This is a genomic window from Clostridium magnum DSM 2767, from assembly GCF_001623875.1.
Classification (GTDB): domain Bacteria; phylum Bacillota; class Clostridia; order Clostridiales; family Clostridiaceae; genus Clostridium_AM; species Clostridium_AM magnum.
The window spans coordinates 1,269,824-1,285,758 of record NZ_LWAE01000002.1; the positions used below are offsets into that span (position 1 = coordinate 1,269,824).

Here is a 15,935-nt window from a genome sequence, read left to right on the forward strand (position 1 = left end):
TTCATTAAATTTTATCTATATGTTAAAGGTGGCCTTATCTAGCCACCTTAACCATCAAATCAGAAATCATATTTATATATTTTCTGTCATCAGAGATTCTAATCAAACTTTCTATAAAGTGTTTACTCTTGCTCTTAGGCAACTGCTTTCTTTCAACCAATTTAATTAGAACCATACAAGTATTATAGTTTTCTACGTGAGTGTGACCTTCTGCAAAACCTTTGTGAGTATTATGAACAATATAACCATAGCTAGCTCTATATACCTTGAAATCATGGTATTGGCATATCTGCTTTGACATATCTCTCACTCCTTAGCTTATTAGTTAATTTAAATGGTGTACCTTTGAACAAAAGTCCAATATATACTTTCATTTGCATTTACTTATAAGCCCCAAAGAATATTCTTTGGATTTGCATAAGTCTAATATTAAATTGTAATCTTCTAATCCCTAGAGATGTGCTTTTGCAACCTTATATATAAATAATACTTTGTCACATATAAGGATTAGAGATTTGAGCTACAAGCCTCCCCTCAAGATACTGGAGTCTATCGGTTATCAGGAAGCTATAATCATGCATAAAAAGCTACAGTACAATGAGATATCTTGAGAAGCGGATTAAATGTGATTTGCATTACCCATTGTTATGAATTTTATAGGGAATATTTGTACTGCCTATGCTTTTTTTATTGTACAAAATTATATCTTACATATATTATACAATAAAATTATTTAATTATCAATAACACTATGATGTAATAATAAATAATGAATTAGAAAAACTTACTAAATTTATATAAATATACAATAGCAAAGATGTATTTGAATAAACAAATTTATTGTGTTATAATTATATATATAATAAGATTAAAATTGTACTAATCCTTTTTTACAATGAATGAGTATTGCAACGATTGAATACTCAAAATCTAAAAATAAAAGAATGGATGCTGAAGCATTCGAGAAAAGAAAGGTAGAGGTGTTAAATTATGATGAAGAAAGCAAATGAAAAACAATCACTATATATAAATAGATTAAGCTATACCCTATATAAATTATGTGGGTGCGAAAATAAGAAGATAATAATATTCCCAGACGAAGCAGAGCAGCTACCTGCAGATATGGCAGAAGATATGATAAAGGAGTTAAAACAGAAGATATACAAAAAGGAATTAGAAAATTATGTTTTTCCATACCTTTATCAAACGGATAAGCTAGAAGAAATAAAGTCAATAAAGATTGGCCAGTACAAAAAAATAGAAAAGGTTAAACCAGTAGATACAACTCTATATGTTGTAACAACAGATGGAGAGGAATATCGAATTAATGGCAATTCAAAGCTTCTTATAGGTAAAACAGAGAGCAGTTTACAACAGGTGTATGAGGCTCTAGTAAAAGCTATCAACTATGACAAAGGTGTTAGATTATATGTTTCTGATAACTTGGCGTCTATATCAGTTAAGGATCAAGAAAGGGATACTTATATAGCTTCAATAATTGAAATAATAAATGCAATCATAGAAATCATGGGTAATAAAATGCCTATCAGCTGGGATAACAAATATAAACCAGAGCATATAGTAAAATTACAAATTTACATTAATGAGAGAAATCAAGATGTAGCTGCTAAGTTCAAAGCTGTAATGGGAAATGCACAACAAGCTCAGGATTTCTGTACGCTTCTTAAAGCAGGACAGGAGCATTACTTTGGGTTAACAGAAAAGGAATAAGGAGGTAACTGATTATGAAAAAACTTTTAGTATTTCTTATGTTTATAGGAATTTCATACCTAACATTAAAGTTTTTAAGTCCACTTTTAGGTTTAGATTTTAAAGACTTTTTACCTAGCAGTAAACTTGTAGGAATATAAGTCTGTAGTTTTCAGTGAGGGATATTAAGGGAGGTCATTAAATGATATGTACTAAGTGTAGGGACGATAATCCTGATACTAATGTGTTTTGTAGTAAATGTGGTAAAAAGCTAAATGGGAGCAGTAATAAAGGTAAAAAAGCATTAATGATAGGTATGTCTACTGTTGTTGCTTTAGGAATAGGTATCGGAGGGTATAGCTATTTCAAGCTGAACAATGGACAACCAACTAAAAGTAATACCTCCAGCACCTCTACAAAAACAGACGATAAGGTCAAAGAAAAGAAGAATGAACTTAATGGTGTTGATATAGGAATCCTAACTAAAGAAGATATTGCAAAGGCAGTAGAAAAGGGAAAAGAGTATAAGGGAAAAGCAGTGACTGTTGAAGGCAAAAATATGATTACTAGATCCAGTAATGAGTTCAAAGAAACTCTAGGGAAAAGGTTTGGTATAGCAACTCCATATAATCAAGTAGTATCTGCAAGTGTAAGTTATGCAAATAAATATATTGATCCTACTGTAGATAATGTTATGGAAACATTTAAACAATTAAGCCCAACTTATTTAAGTGAGATAGTTGGAATGGCATTCGTTGGTGGAGACAATATCAATTTTGCAAAAGAATTACACATGACTTTAAAAGTTTATGGTGATGAAGAGAAAGTTCTACAGCCAAAAGAGATGTTTAGGGAAGATTACTTCCCACCAGCAAAACCAACTGAGTTTTTCCCATATACACCTATATATGTTGACAGTGTAGCTGCGAGATTTGATGCAAAAGAAGTTCAAAAATTAAATCCTAAAGCAATAGAAATTATAGTTATTTATCCAGGTGGGAAAGAAGTAAGGCAGAAATTTGATTACAGTAAATTAAATGAATTATAGTACTGATCACTTAGTAGATTTGTTATAAATATAGGGGGTTAAAATGAAGAAAATATCAATGCTAGTATTATCTATAGTAGTTGCAAGCTCAATGTTTACTGGATGCTCTAAGAAAGCAGAGCAATCAGCAGCACAGGAAAAGAAGCAGGAACAAAAAGTTGAAAATAAAACGGAAACTGTTCAAAAGGAAGTACCTGTTTACCATATATATAAATTAGCTAAATACATGGATTCTTCTAAGTACACCCAACAGCAGAAGGATCTATTGCAGACAAGGGCAAATCAATTAAAAAGAAAAGATAATGAGAAGATTTCAATTGATGTTTGGGATAGTGATATAGGCTATGATAAAGATGGAGGCTTACAACTATATGCTTTTATTAGCAATTGGTCAGCAAGTGATATACAGAAATTAAACTATCAGGTAAACATAACAGGTAAGGATGGTCGCAAAATTGCTTCAGCGTATTTTAAACTGTCACTAGAAGAAACAGGCAACATACCAGCAAATCAGTCAGTACTTGTATGGCTCCATTTTGATCCTCAGTTTGTTTATACAAAAGATTATGATTTTAAAAATGGATTTTCTACAGAAGCAGTATATCAATATTAAAAAATATTAAAAAAAGTTTAGGTAAATTCTCTTAGATTTAAAGCAATTAACTTTTAGTAAAGAGTGTAATTCTAAGGTTTAGCCTAAACTTTTTTATATAAAACGATCATTTTAGCATTTTTACAATATTATTAGTTACCAGAGGAAAAAATATAAGAATTATCTTTAAATAATATAAATACGTGAGATGTAGAACCTAAATACGAATCTTTATGAATTCCATTTAGCTCACTTTCTACTTCTACTTCTACACTTGGAGTATCATCTCCTTCATCCCATTTAAACTCACAACTCTCTATATGTATAAGATTCCTTCCTGCATAATTATACGTATGAAGGTCCTTTTTTGTATCTTTAATAGTTTCGTCATAGCATTTTTGGGTGGTTATTGATTTTAAATCATCTAATTTTCCACTTAAATTATTAAATCCACCACAGTAACGAATGCTTAAGTATTTGTCAGACAAATTAAACGCTTTTTCTTGAAAATTTGATATACATTTCTGAAGTGCTATCAGCTTATTCTCATCTAAAGGACCTGCTTTAATAAAGCTATAAACATTAATAATCCTATACTTTCCGAATCTATCTTGAAGTATTATTAATACTGCATTTTCATTAACCACTTCTTTTCCATTTAGTTTGTAGTCTACATTATAATACACATCAAAAGCTTTGTATGTCCCATCCTCTAATGTTATATTCTCTCCTGATGCCAAAAGCATAGTCTTATTTATTTTTATTAATTCATTTGTTTGGTTTCTATCTATAAAAGTATTATATAGTCTTAATTGAGTACCATAAAAATGAGTAGTACCTATATTTTTTAATACTTCGTTATACTGCTTTTCAACGTTACCAGCATTCAAATTATAATATGAATTTAAGAAAGTCATTGCAATATCTTTAACATACATGTTGTCATTATACGGTTGATTTGAGATTGTATTACTTGACGGAGTATCATTTACCTTATTATCTGTTTTTTTATTATCTACTGCCTTATTATCTGCTGCTTTCTTGCTATCCAGATCCTTTTGTATTACTTCTTGTTTTACATTATTAGTCTGATTGACACTTGTTTCCTTAGTGCAAGGAATACACTAAACATTCACTTCCTTTCTCTAGCTGATCTCAATCAATTAGGTTTAATAATACGTATTTTTTTAAAATGAGTTAATATCTCCTTAATTTTATATTTCTACAGTTATAAATGGAATTCATTAACTATATCGGTATGATTATGTCGATATTAATACTTAACAAGTAAATTTAATAGAAGTACTATTTAGCTTGCTCTCATAGATTTTATTCGATTTATTTTTAATTAAGAGTGTAATTCTAAGGTTTTGCTTAAACTTTTTTCTTATTTTTTATATAAAAACGAGCACTTTCTCACCATAATATGGACAAAATATCACTTCATACCGTAAAAAGATATACGAAGTGGGAAATATAGAAATATTTGAAAAAAGGTTTTTAGTATTTTTTGTTCCTCCCCTACTTCCCTTCCCCCTTTTAAATATGTACAAATAAAAAAATAAAGAAAAAAAATAAAAAAGGGAAAAAGAAAAATAAAAAAAAGAACGAGAAAATTTTTTTCCACCGGAAGTTAGAATAACTGAGAGAGTTTTTAAGAGGACAGGCAGAGGAGCTTGAGCGGAGGGAGGATTTTATATATTATCCACTTCGTATATCTTTTTGCGGTGCGAAGTGGGTAATTTCAATGTAATGGAAACCTTATAGAAAAGTTTTAGGGCTAGAATCAAACTTCGATAATATTATTAATGAATGGGTATTACCATCATCTGCATCATAAGGGTCAATAAAATCACCATATTAGTATATAGTGATTTTAACATTTTAGTTATTCTTTTGAATAAAGATAATGATAGCATCCTTATTTTGAAGCTAATATCTTACTTTCTATCTCACGTAACTTATTGTACACAGCCTCATCATCACTTTTACTTAATTTTATTCCTATATTATATGAACCGACTGTTACATCGTCTTCATCCCTAATACTTTGAGAATATGGTTTTACTATAAGTAAATCTTTTAATTCCTGACGATACAGATCTCTATCAATCTTAAAACTACTAAAAATTATTTTTTGGGAACATGGAGCACTTAAGCTATCTGCAGCTAATTGTAGTATCCCAATCCCCCCATAATATTCATTAGCAACTCCTAATGGTGGCTTTATTAAGCATATACTTGCATTCTTCTGTTTTGAATTGTACAAATTAAAAAAGATTAAAGAATCGGTAACACAAATATCTGTATTAAAGTGCTTTTCTACTATTGGTATTGAGAAAACTCCACTTCCATTTTTTAAATCTTTAATATGCAATTCTCCCTCTTGAATTCCTTTTCCTGAACTATTTGTTACAAAAAAATATGTGTAATAAGTATCTTTTAAAATACTTTTTTGTGATTCATAATCATATCCAAAATCATCTATTTTATCTTCATTAGCATAGTTAATTAATTGATTTATGTTAAGCAACTCTTTAAAAAAGAGGTTATAGTCTATATTGTATATATCACAGAGAGTAAGAATCGTCTCAGTATTTGGTAATGCATGTCCGTTTGTATACCTTGATGTTAAAGAAGGATCAACTCCTAATAAATCTGCCAATTCTTTATTATTCAACCTATTTAAACGTTTTATTTCATTAAAATTATACGCTACAATCGCGTCGCTTCTCTTTTTTACTTTTTCTTTCAGCATTATTAAATTTTTATTAGCAGTAACAACATCTGAACTAATTGAATGTTTTACTGTTTCTGCCAACCTATTAATTTCACGATTAAGTTCTGTAACTTCTGATTTTAAGGATATCAAATCTCTTCTCTCCATAAATAAAATCCCCCCTCATCATTTCGTTCATAAAAATTTAACATTATTGATTATATTGAAACATAAATTGTTTCATTTTTCAATTATTTTCTTTTTTCATCCATTACTTAATGAACTGTAGCTAAATTGTTATACTTTAAATAGAAGATAAGCCTGGACAATTTTTGTTAAAGAGGATAGTCCAAATAGTTAATTTATAATGGGTACAAGGCTAATCTTAATAATGAAAAAGGGAGATGATATTATGTCTGAAAATTCTTCTAATCCTTTAGCAAAAGCTATAGTTGAAGGTGCTGCAGCGGCTATAGGTGAAGCTGTTTGTGGTAAAGGTGGTTCAATTATTGGTGCTGGAATAGGTGCAGCTATCTCTAATAGTGATGTGATGAATAAGCCACTTGGGTCCTCAAGTGTAAAAGTTACTGAATGGGATGAATCACAAGGTAAATGGGTGGAAGTTAATAATATTTATTAAAACTAATAATCACATTGCCGGGTATACATCAATGTATAGTTTGGTTTTATTAATTGATGTATACTAGCTCTTCACAAAATTAATTAAGTATATTATTAATTCAATTGAACATTTTAGGGGGGTTTTATTATGAAAAAATTTATATGTATGCTTGTAGTGGTGGTCTTTTCATGGGTAGGTTTACAATTGCAATCATCAAGTGTATCTGAAGCATGGAGGAATCTTATTTCTTTTTTTAGTGATAATGAGAAAAGGCAATCAATAGTTCTCACAGCAAGCAAAGCTCAAATAAACTTAACGGATTATAACTGTAATATATCTTTATATGATAGTAACAGAACAGTCAGAGCAATTGCTAACTTTGATGGACAAGTTCCAAAGGATGTGAATTTGATACTACAGATTAAGAGTATCAAAGGAATAGATAAGGTTAGTCTAAAATGGGACCCATCGCTTGGTAATTACGGGAAGTATACTGTAATATGTGATAAGGATTATTTTGTACCAGGTATAGAGTATACTTTTTCAATAGAAACAACATCCAAAACTACTAGTGTTGCCAAATCAACAACCCTTTTGTATGGACATTTGGTAAAAACAATAATTCAAACTTCATATGGCCAGTGGGAGGAAAAAGTGTAAAAACACAAAATTTCTCCTCAAGCCATTCTGGTATAGATATTAGTTCTTCATCAAAATCACCATCTATATTAGCTGTTGGTGATGGTACAGTTGTAAATGTATATAATAACTGTAATCATAAAGACAATCTTAAAGATAACTGTAATAAAGGTACAGGTTTTGGTGCATACGGTAATGTTATAGTTATAAAGCATAATGATAACACTTATTCTATGTATGCACACTTACTTAAAGACAGTATTAAGGTTTCAGTGGGCCAAACTGTAAAAAAAGGAGATATTATAGCAACTATGGGTAAATCCGGGGCATCAAAAGGTATTCATCTGCACTTTGAAATAAGAACAATCGCAAACAAACCAAGCTCAGCAGTAAATCCAAGTTTATATCTTCCTAAACACTAAATTTTATAAAAAAACACCTCTAAAATTAATTAGAGGTGTCTTTAACCATTTGGATTATCTCACTAAATTGTTCTTCTGTAATGCTTTTTTCATCTAAGGCTTTAATTAGTTCTACTGCTTGTCCAGGTGTTATTTTACCTTCCAAAGCAGATTGTGTAATCTGGTTTTTGGTTTTTTGAGTATCTATATATACATCTGCCAACTTTTCGGCATAAGGAATTGACTTTTTATCGTCTTTTTCCTTGTCATTAGAGGTTTCATTGGATTTGTGACCAGTTAGAGTTTGCTTTACATTTGTTATAAAGCTCTCTACCTTGTCATCACCGAACATTGGTACTGCTGCTACTGATGCAGAAACTGCGATAGCCAATGTTACCCCAATGATAATTTTTGTTATTTTGTCTAATGCTTGAAACCTGGTATATACAGGAGTGCTTATAAACCAATCTTTTAATTTTTCCAGTACACTTTCAATAAACATTTCTGCAGCCTTTTTAATGCAGAACAACACAGTTACGATAATCCCTACAGTTATCAATAGTACAAACCACTTGATTACCATAAGAATCCACCTCCTTGGTCATTTTTTTATTTCGATAATCAAAAAACTCAACCAATAGAGGGGAACCCTTAATGGGATCTTCTCGTAAGGTTGAGAATAATCCCATTAGGATTATGTAATCAAATTTTAAAATTCAATTTAAAATTCTAGTATAATATTTTAAGTTAGATATCTGGGTATTAATTACTGCAGCATATTATTTAAGTAATGTGAATATAAAAATTCCAGCTAGAATTAATGAAAATAACCCTGTTATAATATTAAATCCTATTCTTTCTTTTTTATATTCTTGCTTATTTAATATAGGTCCCACTATTAGAAGCAATGCCACTAATAGTATTGCACTAATTACTATTACTCCATATATAACTACCTTACTCATTGTTATATCCTCCCTCAAATACTTGCACAAAGCTTTTATATTTGCACAAATCTAAATAGAATGTTACGTTTGTAACCCCTTATATATATGTGTGTATAATCCTACTATCTTAAAGATACGAATACTGCTATGCAAAGTATTCCTATGAAAACTTCAAGAGCTATAACCCACTCTTTAATATCCTTTCTAAGTTGACAATGTTCCTGTCCACTTATAGCAGGCATAACCAACGTTACTATTTTAGTTAGTCCTACAATAAAAAATACATTTGCAATAATCATTAGTATTCTAATAAACTCCATTGATAACTTCATTTGCTAAAACCCCTTTTCCACTTATTACTGCTATAATAGGTATATTGTATCATTTCTACAACACATCTACTATAGCGGTAAGAAAAGTGAAATTGAGTTAGTTTAAGCGTATACCTTTATATCATTAGCCTCCCTTACCTCTTCTGCTGTAAGTACTCTCCTACAACTAGGGCAGGTAGTATAATAATCCCCCGGAGCAGAGAACAAACTCCTAATTGGACTTCCAAAATCCTTAAGTGTGGTCTTATCCCATTGTAACAATGAATGATCTTTCCCACAGTTTGGACACTTTAACTGACGATCAGTTGCTTCGTCAATCTCTCCCCTACTGTTCTCTTCCATACAGGTAGGACACACGAAGATATCTTCCATATCGGAGTGCTCTATTGGTGTTATCTCACCTTCAAAATACTCCTCTGTTGCCTTATTCCATTCTCTTATTGAATGATGGTTGCCACAGTTAGGGCAAGTATATAATGATACGTTATCTAATTTTGTTATATAATATCTTTCCATTTGCTTAAATCCACCTTTCCTCTTAAAATTTGCTTAAATCTTTTTATTAAATCTTGCAAGTATCTCTGCTTTTGATATTTCGTAGTACTTTTCAGATTCCCTATATAACTCCATATTTGTGTTATAGGAGCTATTTAGGTATATTAAACATTGCTCAAAGAAACTCATTAACACTTTATTAGAAAGTGCCCAAATGCCTCTTTCTCCAATAATCCTAATAGTATTTTTAAACTCCAAGTTATCCATTCCGTAATCTCCATTTAAATGTCCAATGCCTCGGATGTTCATATCTTCCTCGGCTAATCTTACAGATATATGGGGCAGTTTTAAACTATTCATCAATACCCATCTCCTTACTCATTATGTCCGATAGTCTTTTAGCTTCCTCATACATCTCGGCTAGGCTTTTTCCTATCTCCTTTGATGCAGGATCTTCTTCTGACCAATCACCATTTTTAAGTAACAATAACATTTCTTCATGAGAGAAGGAGTCTATCATTACTTCTATGGTTTCTGCTAAACTAATATCTTCTTCCTCAATATATGCATCATATTTAGAATTAATATATTGTTTGTGCATTGGTAAGACATTTCTTAAAAACATAGCTGTTAAATGTGTTATTGTGAATAGTTTGCCACAACAATCGCAACTGAATACACTTGTTAATTGTCCCTCAGAAAAACACTCTCCTACAAGCTTTGCTTTAATTATACGTTGATCGCTCTCTGTACAACTTTTCTTGTATTGAAATCCATTTTGATTTACTACTACAGGATCATGTTTAACTCCAGCTGCAGGTAACCAGAAAACTTTATTCCCTAGCTCCCACTCTATAAAATGTGGCTCATTCATGTATCCATATAGTACTTTCTCAGTATTTAGGATTTCATCAAGTTCATTATTGAATTCACCATTATAAAATCCCTTATATCCAAGCTCCCTAAATCTAAAAAGTGTTTTTCTGCTGAAGAATGTTTCGTCTAAAACTCCTATTTTAATTACATTTCCATTAGTTTGATGTTTAATATAGTTTCCCATTTTAAAAAATCCTCCTTTAAATTTGCTTAAATCCTTGAATTTGCATAAATCTGAGTTTAGCTTTCGTAAGGTAACATTATAGTTATTACAGGCTCCATGTTATCTCCTGGACCAATAACTGCTTTTAATTTCAGTTCTTCAATAACTTTTTTACCTCTTGTAGCTTCAACTTCGTGGTGCATTATTACTTTGTATAATACTGTTTGTCCACCAGATCTTTTACAGTGTAGAGCAGCCATATACAGTACATCCCAAAACCTACCCTCTCTATCTTGATAAGAGTATTGTTCTGGAATAGAGTTTATAACTTCATTTAATTCAGCAGTTATGGCTACTGGAAACTTAAATCCTGCTTCTTTTGCCATACTACTTACATCAAATAAAACTCCATCTGCTAAGGCCTCTGCTCTTGTGTAAACGCTAATTACATCTCCGAAAATACTTTCCATAATAAATTACCTCCATTTGCTTAAATCTTTTTTTATTTGCATAAATCCTTAATCCTTAATAATTTGAAAAACAAAAAAACCCTAGGTAAACCCACACATATAATCTGTGTAAATCCTAAAGTATTTGCGAAAAAAGTATTAAATTTGTTTAAAATCCGCTAAAAGAAATAAATCCTATAGCTTTAAAAATAAAATTATTAAGTTGTAATAATTATACCATTTATAGTGTTAAAGTGCAATATATATAATGAGTTCTCTAATCATAAAGTTTGCATTAGTGCAATTATACAACAATAAAAAAAGCAGTTATTTATATTAATAAAAATAACTACTTTAATTCCAATCATGTAATCTTAATATTATTTAAATAAGTATAAAAAATACAGAACTAATTCAGAAACCCCTAACAAAACACATGAAGGGAGTACACATTTAGTTTTTGTTGAAAACTTACTTGCATTTACTATAGGTACTAATGCAATCCCAAGAAATATTGTTACAAGTTCTCCTGTAATTACAGATATTAAAGCTACCTTATCATACATCTCAATACTCTCCCTAATAATTATATATTTTTGTATATGAAACTTTCATTCTTATTTGCCTGTTAAGGTCTTTAATAACTTAGCTGCCTTCTGATCATTGGGTTTTAAACTTAGAGTTTCTTGTAAATCCTTAATAGCATTCTCATTTTTGCCTAACTTACTATAAGCAAGCCCTCTATTATAATAGGATGCATAAGCTTTTGAATTAAGTTCAATTGCTTTGTTGTATTCCAGTATAGCATCATCATACTTTTTTTCGTTGTACAATGTGAGCCCCTTAGAATTATGGAGTGCATCTATATTCGGCTTCAAACTTATAGCCTTATCATAATATTGAATCGCTTCGTCATATCTCCTAAGCTTATCCAGAGCTTCGCCTTTGGCATAATAGGCTGTATAATTCCTTTTATCTATCGCTATAGCTTTATCAAAATACTTAATTGAGTTTTCATAATTACCCACCTTATACATAGATAAACCTTTTTCAAAAAAGAATACATGAAGGGCAATCTGTAAAGGGAAGATTAACACTATAATAACCGCAAAAATAATCCCAAACTTAGCATATTTCACACCCTTCTTACGTCTTTCCTTTTCCAAAGCGTAGTAATAGATTAGCAAAATACCCGTCAAACCTGTATTAAGATTAGTTGCTATCACTACAGGAAAATAATCACCTAGTTGCGTATACAGACATATTTTTAAAACAGGTACAATTAAAATCCATAGCCTGTGCCTCTTTTTATCGTAACTGAATCTAATTAATTCTAATACTATTATAAGCGTGCAAGCTAGCACTAAAAAGTAATTCATATATATCCCCCTATTTAATCTTCTATAATATAATTAATTTTCGTAGGTACGAAATTCTAATTAGGACACCACCTTTCTTTTAAAGTAAAAAAACAAAAGTAATGCCCTAATGGAGGGATTACTTTTGTTTTCAACTCATAAATACATTAGTAATCCCAAGTATTAAATTTTCTCTAGTATCCTTTTTTAATCTGCTTAAATCCTTCTGGACTAGCCTACATTTGGTACCGAATAATCTTCTAATATGACATTCTCACTACTGTTACAGTAGACACATTTGTCAAATTCAGGATTAAACATACCTTGTACAAAGTAAGTATAATTACATTTAGTACAAGTGCACCTTTGAAGGTCTAAATCTTCCTCTGCAAATAATTCTCTTATAAGAGTATGCGCAGATATTAAATCTTCAATAGGCATTTCAAAATCTTCCTTACTAAGAACTCCCTTTGTAATGTCAAATACTTTGACATTCATTGTTGCAACGTCCAATTCAATTTCAATCTTTTTGAAATTGTAAATACAGTAATAAGCAATTATACCTGTTCTTATAGAATAGTCTGTGTGGTAGTGAATAATCTTTGCATTATCCCCTACTAATTCCTTTAAATGATTCCTCTCATAGTCTGAAATCTCAGATAGTATAAAAGGGTTCTGGCATATCTTATCAAAGTATTCTTGCGGTGTTGCTAAGTAACAATCTACACATCCATCTACATCCTCAAAATAGAAAATGCTTACATCCCTATTACCATTAACATATTCAACAGAATAGGCTGATCGATGCTCCCAAGTACCTTCATCATTCCTTGTGCGAAAATCACTTATTAATTGAGTTAGTTCCTTCATTTCCAATCTCCTCCTTAAATTTGCATAAATCCTTAATAAATTGTGAAAATAAAAAAACTCTAGCAATTAACACAAAAAATCTGTGTAAATCCTAAAGTATTTGCTAAAAAAATATTTAATTTGCTCAAAATCCGCTGAAGAAAATAAATTCTAAAGCTTTTTAAAATAAATTATTAAGTTGTAATAATTATATCATTTATACCACTGTTATGCAATATATATGATGAGTTTACTAATTATAAAGATTGCACTTTAATAGATTTATAGTCACAAAAGAAAATAAAAAAATAATTTAAGAGTAAAAAAAGGCAGTAAAAAAGGAAAAGGTGTGCTACCCTCTTCCCTTTTCTGTCCTAAAGACAAAACCATATGTGCCTTATAATAAGGCTGCTCCTATGAGCCAAATCATATATAACTTTTCAATTATATAAGTACTAATATTATAAATAAAAACTACTAAATCGTCAATTCTGTCTATTAAGGATTAACTACTTTAGGTGTGGTAGCAGGCATTCCCTTTCGACTAAAGTATATTTTATACATCGCTATTGCTATTGCAATACCAACTACAATGACAGCAATATTCTTAATCAATATTACTATATCAAAGCTTTTAATAGCAGATAGTGAGGTTTTATTCATTTCGTCTATACTTGTAACTGATACCTTATTACTTTCTTTTACAACCTTGTATTTACTGTTCTTAGAGCTTGATAAGGCATCTAGGTTATTCCACTTAACTGTTCTATTTTCAAAGGCAAGTTCTTCTCCAGTAGAAATAACATAGGCTTGCAGCATTTGTCCATCTAAATATAGTGTTTCATTTTGATCTAATCTCTCTTTTAATTCATTTACTAAATCAGGTATGTAACTAAAATATATCTTTTGTGTCATATTTGCTGAGAAGTTTCCTAGCAAATAGCATATACCGAAGAAAACTAATATGTACGATAAGGTTCTTTTAATTTCCATAACCTCCTTTCTTATAAATTATTTGTTTACATTTCCATTATAAGAGGAGGTTTAATCTAAAAGCAACAAAAAAGAAGCCCTAGCAAACTGCTAGGACTACAAAGGTTACATATTAAACATCATTTGACCTTCGATTAGGTTATTTTTCTGCTTTTTACTTTTTGATTTTATTTCTACTATAGAAATCTGAGCAAAGCTTTCAGAAGGGTTAATTGCAATATCCTGTGTTCCAAATTTAACATCATATCTCTTTTTTGCTTCTTCATATAAATTATCCCAAGTAACATTTATTGCTTCTCTATGACTGGATAGTAACTCTATCTTCATGCCTCTGCTTGAAGTATCGTATCGCCCTATCCTAAAGAATCCATCTGTTAAAGCAGTTAAGCACTGCTTTGAGTAGGCCTTTTTCAGCTCATTTATTACATCATCCTTACCTTTACCTTTAAACAACTTTAGAAGATCCTTATCAGAAATTAATTCTTTTATGGATTTATCTAATACTTGTTTATCCGTTAGGACTTTGGCTTTTTCTGAACCTCTTCTTCCGTACTCATCTTCAAATAAATCTCTTATAGGTCCTGCAACTGATTCTTTAGAAAACCAAGTTGAGTTCTGCCATATGAAATTTATGAATTCTCTTTTTTCCTTAAATTCATCATCAGCATATGATTTCACGTTATCCCTCATCTGCTCCAGCTCATCTGCCCAAAGGACTTCTTTTGATAAATCATCAGCACTTAATTCTAGTTTACCAACCTTCTTACCTTCAAGAATTACAGTTCTGTCTTCTCTTATACCTGTTATCAGAAGTTCACCGTATCCTTTTAAAGTAACATGATAGCCTACTGCTATATCTCTATAATTTAAAATCTTTTCCCCTGATATTCTTATAGACTTTCTAGCTTCATATACCTCATCTGCATTGATTCTAGCCCTTTCATTTTTAAGAAAATCTAAGAGCATTGATTCTTTTATATCCCAAGGAAGCTTTACTCCTGTGAAATATTCAAATGGTTTAGAGTAAAATCTATTGTTGCCTGCATAAGCTAGGATCTTTCCATGTTGCATAACTCCTTCAAAATCTCCAAGTAGAAAAGAATTAATCATCTTCTGTATTTTTCTTAGGCTATCCTTATAAGAGCGGTAAATTGTTAAGTTCATGTATTCTGCAAGCTGAGATATTGTTACACAATGATTGATCTCACAACGATAATCAAATATTGCATTATCTAGGATATCTTTAAAGGAACTGAAGTAATATTCCTCCCTGTACTGATATTCAAAGGCATACAACTGAAAATACAGAAGTACCTCATCTATATCCTGTTCAGAAAATGCTGGCTCCAAAAGTTTTATTTTTTCTTTTACAACCTCACATACTTCAATCTGAATCTCAACAAATTCAGCTTGGTCAGCTGCTTCCAAAGCCTTTATTTCATTCCTCATTCCTTTAATTTTATTTTCATTATCCTTTAACTCTTCACCTTGTAAGCTTTTGCTCTCTGCCTTTAATACATCAATTTCATCCATTAATGAATTGATATAATTAATGGTTTGATTATTCATTTCTGCCCATTCATCTTCAATAAAAGCAGGGCTCTTAGATAAAAGAGTATTCTCACTTACATCTACTGATTTATTTTCTAATTCTAATATATTTAATTGTTCCATTTGCTCAAATCCTCTCTTTAATTAAATTTGCTTAAATCCAGAGGGAGAATAAAATTTTATTCCCCCTC

General features: G+C 30.6%; 22 protein-coding genes. 7 read left to right on the plus strand and 15 right to left on the minus strand.

What is annotated here, in order from left to right:
* Positions 1 to 34: 34 nt before the first annotated feature.
* Entirely contained in the window at positions 35 to 301 is a 267-nt protein-coding gene (locus tag CLMAG_RS13335; protein WP_066622867.1) for a hypothetical protein, read from the minus strand.
* 689 nt (positions 302 to 990) lie between these two features.
* On the opposite strand from CLMAG_RS13335, the gene CLMAG_RS13340 reads away from it, so the two are divergent.
* The 4 genes from CLMAG_RS13340 to CLMAG_RS13350 are packed head-to-tail and all read left to right on the plus strand — an operon-like array spanning position 991 to position 3,371.
* Complete coding sequence (locus CLMAG_RS13340) at positions 991 to 1,731, plus strand: hypothetical protein (protein WP_066622869.1); 741 nt, start codon at positions 991 to 993, stop codon at positions 1,729 to 1,731.
* Positions 1,732 to 1,745: 14 nt separating this feature from the next.
* Positions 1,746 to 1,871, plus strand: a complete 126-nt coding sequence (locus CLMAG_RS34330) for a hypothetical protein (RefSeq protein ID WP_278330490.1) — start codon at positions 1,746 to 1,748, stop codon at positions 1,869 to 1,871.
* A 41-nt stretch (positions 1,872 to 1,912) separates the two neighbouring features.
* A complete protein-coding gene (locus CLMAG_RS13345; protein ID WP_066622871.1) occupies positions 1,913 to 2,758 on the plus strand; it encodes a zinc ribbon domain-containing protein in 846 nt (281 codons plus the stop codon).
* A gap of 43 nt (positions 2,759 to 2,801) precedes the next feature.
* Positions 2,802 to 3,371 carry an SLAP domain-containing protein gene (locus tag CLMAG_RS13350; protein ID WP_066622873.1) on the plus strand — a complete coding sequence of 190 codons (570 nt, stop codon included), beginning with the start codon at positions 2,802 to 2,804 and terminating at the stop codon, positions 3,369 to 3,371.
* Between the two features lie 131 nt (positions 3,372 to 3,502).
* Here the strand turns inward: CLMAG_RS13350 and CLMAG_RS13355 are convergent, their stop codons facing one another.
* Complete coding sequence (locus CLMAG_RS13355; RefSeq protein WP_139264302.1) at positions 3,503 to 4,288, minus strand: hypothetical protein; 786 nt, start codon at positions 4,286 to 4,288, stop codon at positions 3,503 to 3,505.
* Positions 4,289 to 5,271: 983 nt separating this feature from the next.
* A complete protein-coding gene (locus CLMAG_RS13360) occupies positions 5,272 to 6,237 on the minus strand; it encodes a helix-turn-helix transcriptional regulator (protein ID WP_066622878.1) in 966 nt (321 codons plus the stop codon).
* 244 nt (positions 6,238 to 6,481) lie between these two features.
* Between CLMAG_RS13360 and CLMAG_RS13365 the strand changes: the two genes are divergently transcribed.
* The 3 genes from CLMAG_RS13365 to CLMAG_RS13375 all read left to right on the plus strand — a co-directional run bounded on the left by CLMAG_RS13365 (position 6,482) and on the right by CLMAG_RS13375 (position 7,752).
* Positions 6,482 to 6,709, plus strand: coding sequence for a hypothetical protein (locus CLMAG_RS13365; protein ID WP_139264303.1), 228 nt, complete (start codon positions 6,482 to 6,484; stop codon positions 6,707 to 6,709).
* Positions 6,710 to 6,838: 129 nt separating this feature from the next.
* Entirely contained in the window at positions 6,839 to 7,351 is a 513-nt protein-coding gene (locus CLMAG_RS13370; RefSeq protein WP_066622884.1) for a hypothetical protein, read from the plus strand.
* Positions 7,333 to 7,752 carry a M23 family metallopeptidase gene (locus CLMAG_RS13375; protein WP_066622887.1) on the plus strand — a complete coding sequence of 140 codons (420 nt, stop codon included), beginning with the start codon at positions 7,333 to 7,335 and terminating at the stop codon, positions 7,750 to 7,752. Before CLMAG_RS13370 ends, CLMAG_RS13375 begins: the two co-directional genes overlap by 19 nt.
* A 25-nt stretch (positions 7,753 to 7,777) precedes the next feature.
* Here CLMAG_RS13375 and CLMAG_RS13380 read toward each other — a convergent pair whose 3' ends face one another.
* The 12 genes from CLMAG_RS13380 to CLMAG_RS13435 all read right to left on the minus strand — a co-directional run bounded on the left by CLMAG_RS13380 (position 7,778) and on the right by CLMAG_RS13435 (position 15,867).
* A complete protein-coding gene (locus CLMAG_RS13380) occupies positions 7,778 to 8,314 on the minus strand; it encodes a hypothetical protein (protein WP_066622890.1) in 537 nt (178 codons plus the stop codon).
* A 196-nt stretch (positions 8,315 to 8,510) separates the two neighbouring features.
* Positions 8,511 to 8,696, minus strand: a complete 186-nt coding sequence (locus tag CLMAG_RS13385; protein WP_066622892.1) for a hypothetical protein — start codon at positions 8,694 to 8,696, stop codon at positions 8,511 to 8,513.
* 104 nt (positions 8,697 to 8,800) lie between these two features.
* Positions 8,801 to 9,010, minus strand: a complete 210-nt coding sequence (locus tag CLMAG_RS13390; RefSeq protein ID WP_066622895.1) for a hypothetical protein — start codon at positions 9,008 to 9,010, stop codon at positions 8,801 to 8,803.
* A 102-nt stretch (positions 9,011 to 9,112) separates the two neighbouring features.
* A complete protein-coding gene (locus CLMAG_RS33720; protein WP_066622898.1) occupies positions 9,113 to 9,526 on the minus strand; it encodes a hypothetical protein in 414 nt (137 codons plus the stop codon).
* Positions 9,527 to 9,559: 33 nt separating this feature from the next.
* Positions 9,560 to 9,865: a hypothetical protein gene (locus CLMAG_RS13400; RefSeq protein ID WP_066622900.1), complete on the minus strand. Its 306-nt coding sequence runs from the start codon at positions 9,863 to 9,865 to the stop codon at positions 9,560 to 9,562.
* Entirely contained in the window at positions 9,858 to 10,565 is a 708-nt protein-coding gene (locus tag CLMAG_RS13405; protein WP_066622902.1) for a hypothetical protein, read from the minus strand. Before CLMAG_RS13405 ends, CLMAG_RS13400 begins: the two co-directional genes overlap by 8 nt.
* A gap of 56 nt (positions 10,566 to 10,621) precedes the next feature.
* Positions 10,622 to 11,014, minus strand: coding sequence for a DUF6573 family protein (locus CLMAG_RS13410; protein WP_066622904.1), 393 nt, complete (start codon positions 11,012 to 11,014; stop codon positions 10,622 to 10,624).
* A 359-nt stretch (positions 11,015 to 11,373) separates the two neighbouring features.
* Entirely contained in the window at positions 11,374 to 11,559 is a 186-nt protein-coding gene (locus CLMAG_RS13415) for a hypothetical protein (protein ID WP_066622906.1), read from the minus strand.
* Between the two features lie 51 nt (positions 11,560 to 11,610).
* Positions 11,611 to 12,372, minus strand: a complete 762-nt coding sequence (locus CLMAG_RS13420) for a tetratricopeptide repeat protein (protein WP_066622909.1) — start codon at positions 12,370 to 12,372, stop codon at positions 11,611 to 11,613.
* A 210-nt stretch (positions 12,373 to 12,582) separates the two neighbouring features.
* A complete protein-coding gene (locus tag CLMAG_RS13425) occupies positions 12,583 to 13,221 on the minus strand; it encodes a hypothetical protein (protein WP_066622912.1) in 639 nt (212 codons plus the stop codon).
* Between the two features lie 477 nt (positions 13,222 to 13,698).
* Positions 13,699 to 14,193, minus strand: a complete 495-nt coding sequence (locus CLMAG_RS13430) for a hypothetical protein (RefSeq protein WP_066622915.1) — start codon at positions 14,191 to 14,193, stop codon at positions 13,699 to 13,701.
* A 105-nt stretch (positions 14,194 to 14,298) separates the two neighbouring features.
* Positions 14,299 to 15,867, minus strand: a complete 1,569-nt coding sequence (locus CLMAG_RS13435) for a hypothetical protein (protein ID WP_066622918.1) — start codon at positions 15,865 to 15,867, stop codon at positions 14,299 to 14,301.
* Positions 15,868 to 15,935 lie beyond the last annotated feature (68 nt).

Excerpts from the sequence above, each read along its gene's own strand:
- CLMAG_RS13335 (WP_066622867.1), bottom strand. The coding sequence starts at position 301 with ATGTCAAAGCAGATATGCCAATACCATGATTTCAAGGTATATAGAGCT.
- CLMAG_RS13340 (WP_066622869.1), top strand. The coding sequence starts at position 991 with ATGATGAAGAAAGCAAATGAAAAACAATCACTATATATAAATAGATTA.
- CLMAG_RS34330 (WP_278330490.1), top strand. The coding sequence starts at position 1,746 with ATGAAAAAACTTTTAGTATTTCTTATGTTTATAGGAATTTCATACCTA.
- CLMAG_RS13345 (WP_066622871.1), top strand. The coding sequence starts at position 1,913 with ATGATATGTACTAAGTGTAGGGACGATAATCCTGATACTAATGTGTTT.
- CLMAG_RS13350 (WP_066622873.1), top strand. The coding sequence starts at position 2,802 with ATGAAGAAAATATCAATGCTAGTATTATCTATAGTAGTTGCAAGCTCA.
- CLMAG_RS13355 (WP_139264302.1), bottom strand. The coding sequence starts at position 4,288 with ATGTATGTTAAAGATATTGCAATGACTTTCTTAAATTCATATTATAAT.
- CLMAG_RS13360 (WP_066622878.1), bottom strand. The coding sequence starts at position 6,237 with ATGGAGAGAAGAGATTTGATATCCTTAAAATCAGAAGTTACAGAACTT.
- CLMAG_RS13365 (WP_139264303.1), top strand. The coding sequence starts at position 6,482 with ATGTCTGAAAATTCTTCTAATCCTTTAGCAAAAGCTATAGTTGAAGGT.
- CLMAG_RS13370 (WP_066622884.1), top strand. The coding sequence starts at position 6,839 with ATGAAAAAATTTATATGTATGCTTGTAGTGGTGGTCTTTTCATGGGTA.
- CLMAG_RS13380 (WP_066622890.1), bottom strand. The coding sequence starts at position 8,314 with ATGGTAATCAAGTGGTTTGTACTATTGATAACTGTAGGGATTATCGTA.
- CLMAG_RS13385 (WP_066622892.1), bottom strand. The coding sequence starts at position 8,696 with ATGAGTAAGGTAGTTATATATGGAGTAATAGTAATTAGTGCAATACTA.
- CLMAG_RS13390 (WP_066622895.1), bottom strand. The coding sequence starts at position 9,010 with ATGAAGTTATCAATGGAGTTTATTAGAATACTAATGATTATTGCAAAT.
- CLMAG_RS33720 (WP_066622898.1), bottom strand. The coding sequence starts at position 9,526 with ATGGAAAGATATTATATAACAAAATTAGATAACGTATCATTATATACT.
- CLMAG_RS13400 (WP_066622900.1), bottom strand. The coding sequence starts at position 9,865 with ATGAATAGTTTAAAACTGCCCCATATATCTGTAAGATTAGCCGAGGAA.
- CLMAG_RS13405 (WP_066622902.1), bottom strand. The coding sequence starts at position 10,565 with ATGGGAAACTATATTAAACATCAAACTAATGGAAATGTAATTAAAATA.
- CLMAG_RS13410 (WP_066622904.1), bottom strand. The coding sequence starts at position 11,014 with ATGGAAAGTATTTTCGGAGATGTAATTAGCGTTTACACAAGAGCAGAG.
- CLMAG_RS13415 (WP_066622906.1), bottom strand. The coding sequence starts at position 11,559 with ATGTATGATAAGGTAGCTTTAATATCTGTAATTACAGGAGAACTTGTA.
- CLMAG_RS13420 (WP_066622909.1), bottom strand. The coding sequence starts at position 12,372 with ATGAATTACTTTTTAGTGCTAGCTTGCACGCTTATAATAGTATTAGAA.
- CLMAG_RS13425 (WP_066622912.1), bottom strand. The coding sequence starts at position 13,221 with ATGAAGGAACTAACTCAATTAATAAGTGATTTTCGCACAAGGAATGAT.
- CLMAG_RS13430 (WP_066622915.1), bottom strand. The coding sequence starts at position 14,193 with ATGGAAATTAAAAGAACCTTATCGTACATATTAGTTTTCTTCGGTATA.
- CLMAG_RS13435 (WP_066622918.1), bottom strand. The coding sequence starts at position 15,867 with ATGGAACAATTAAATATATTAGAATTAGAAAATAAATCAGTAGATGTA.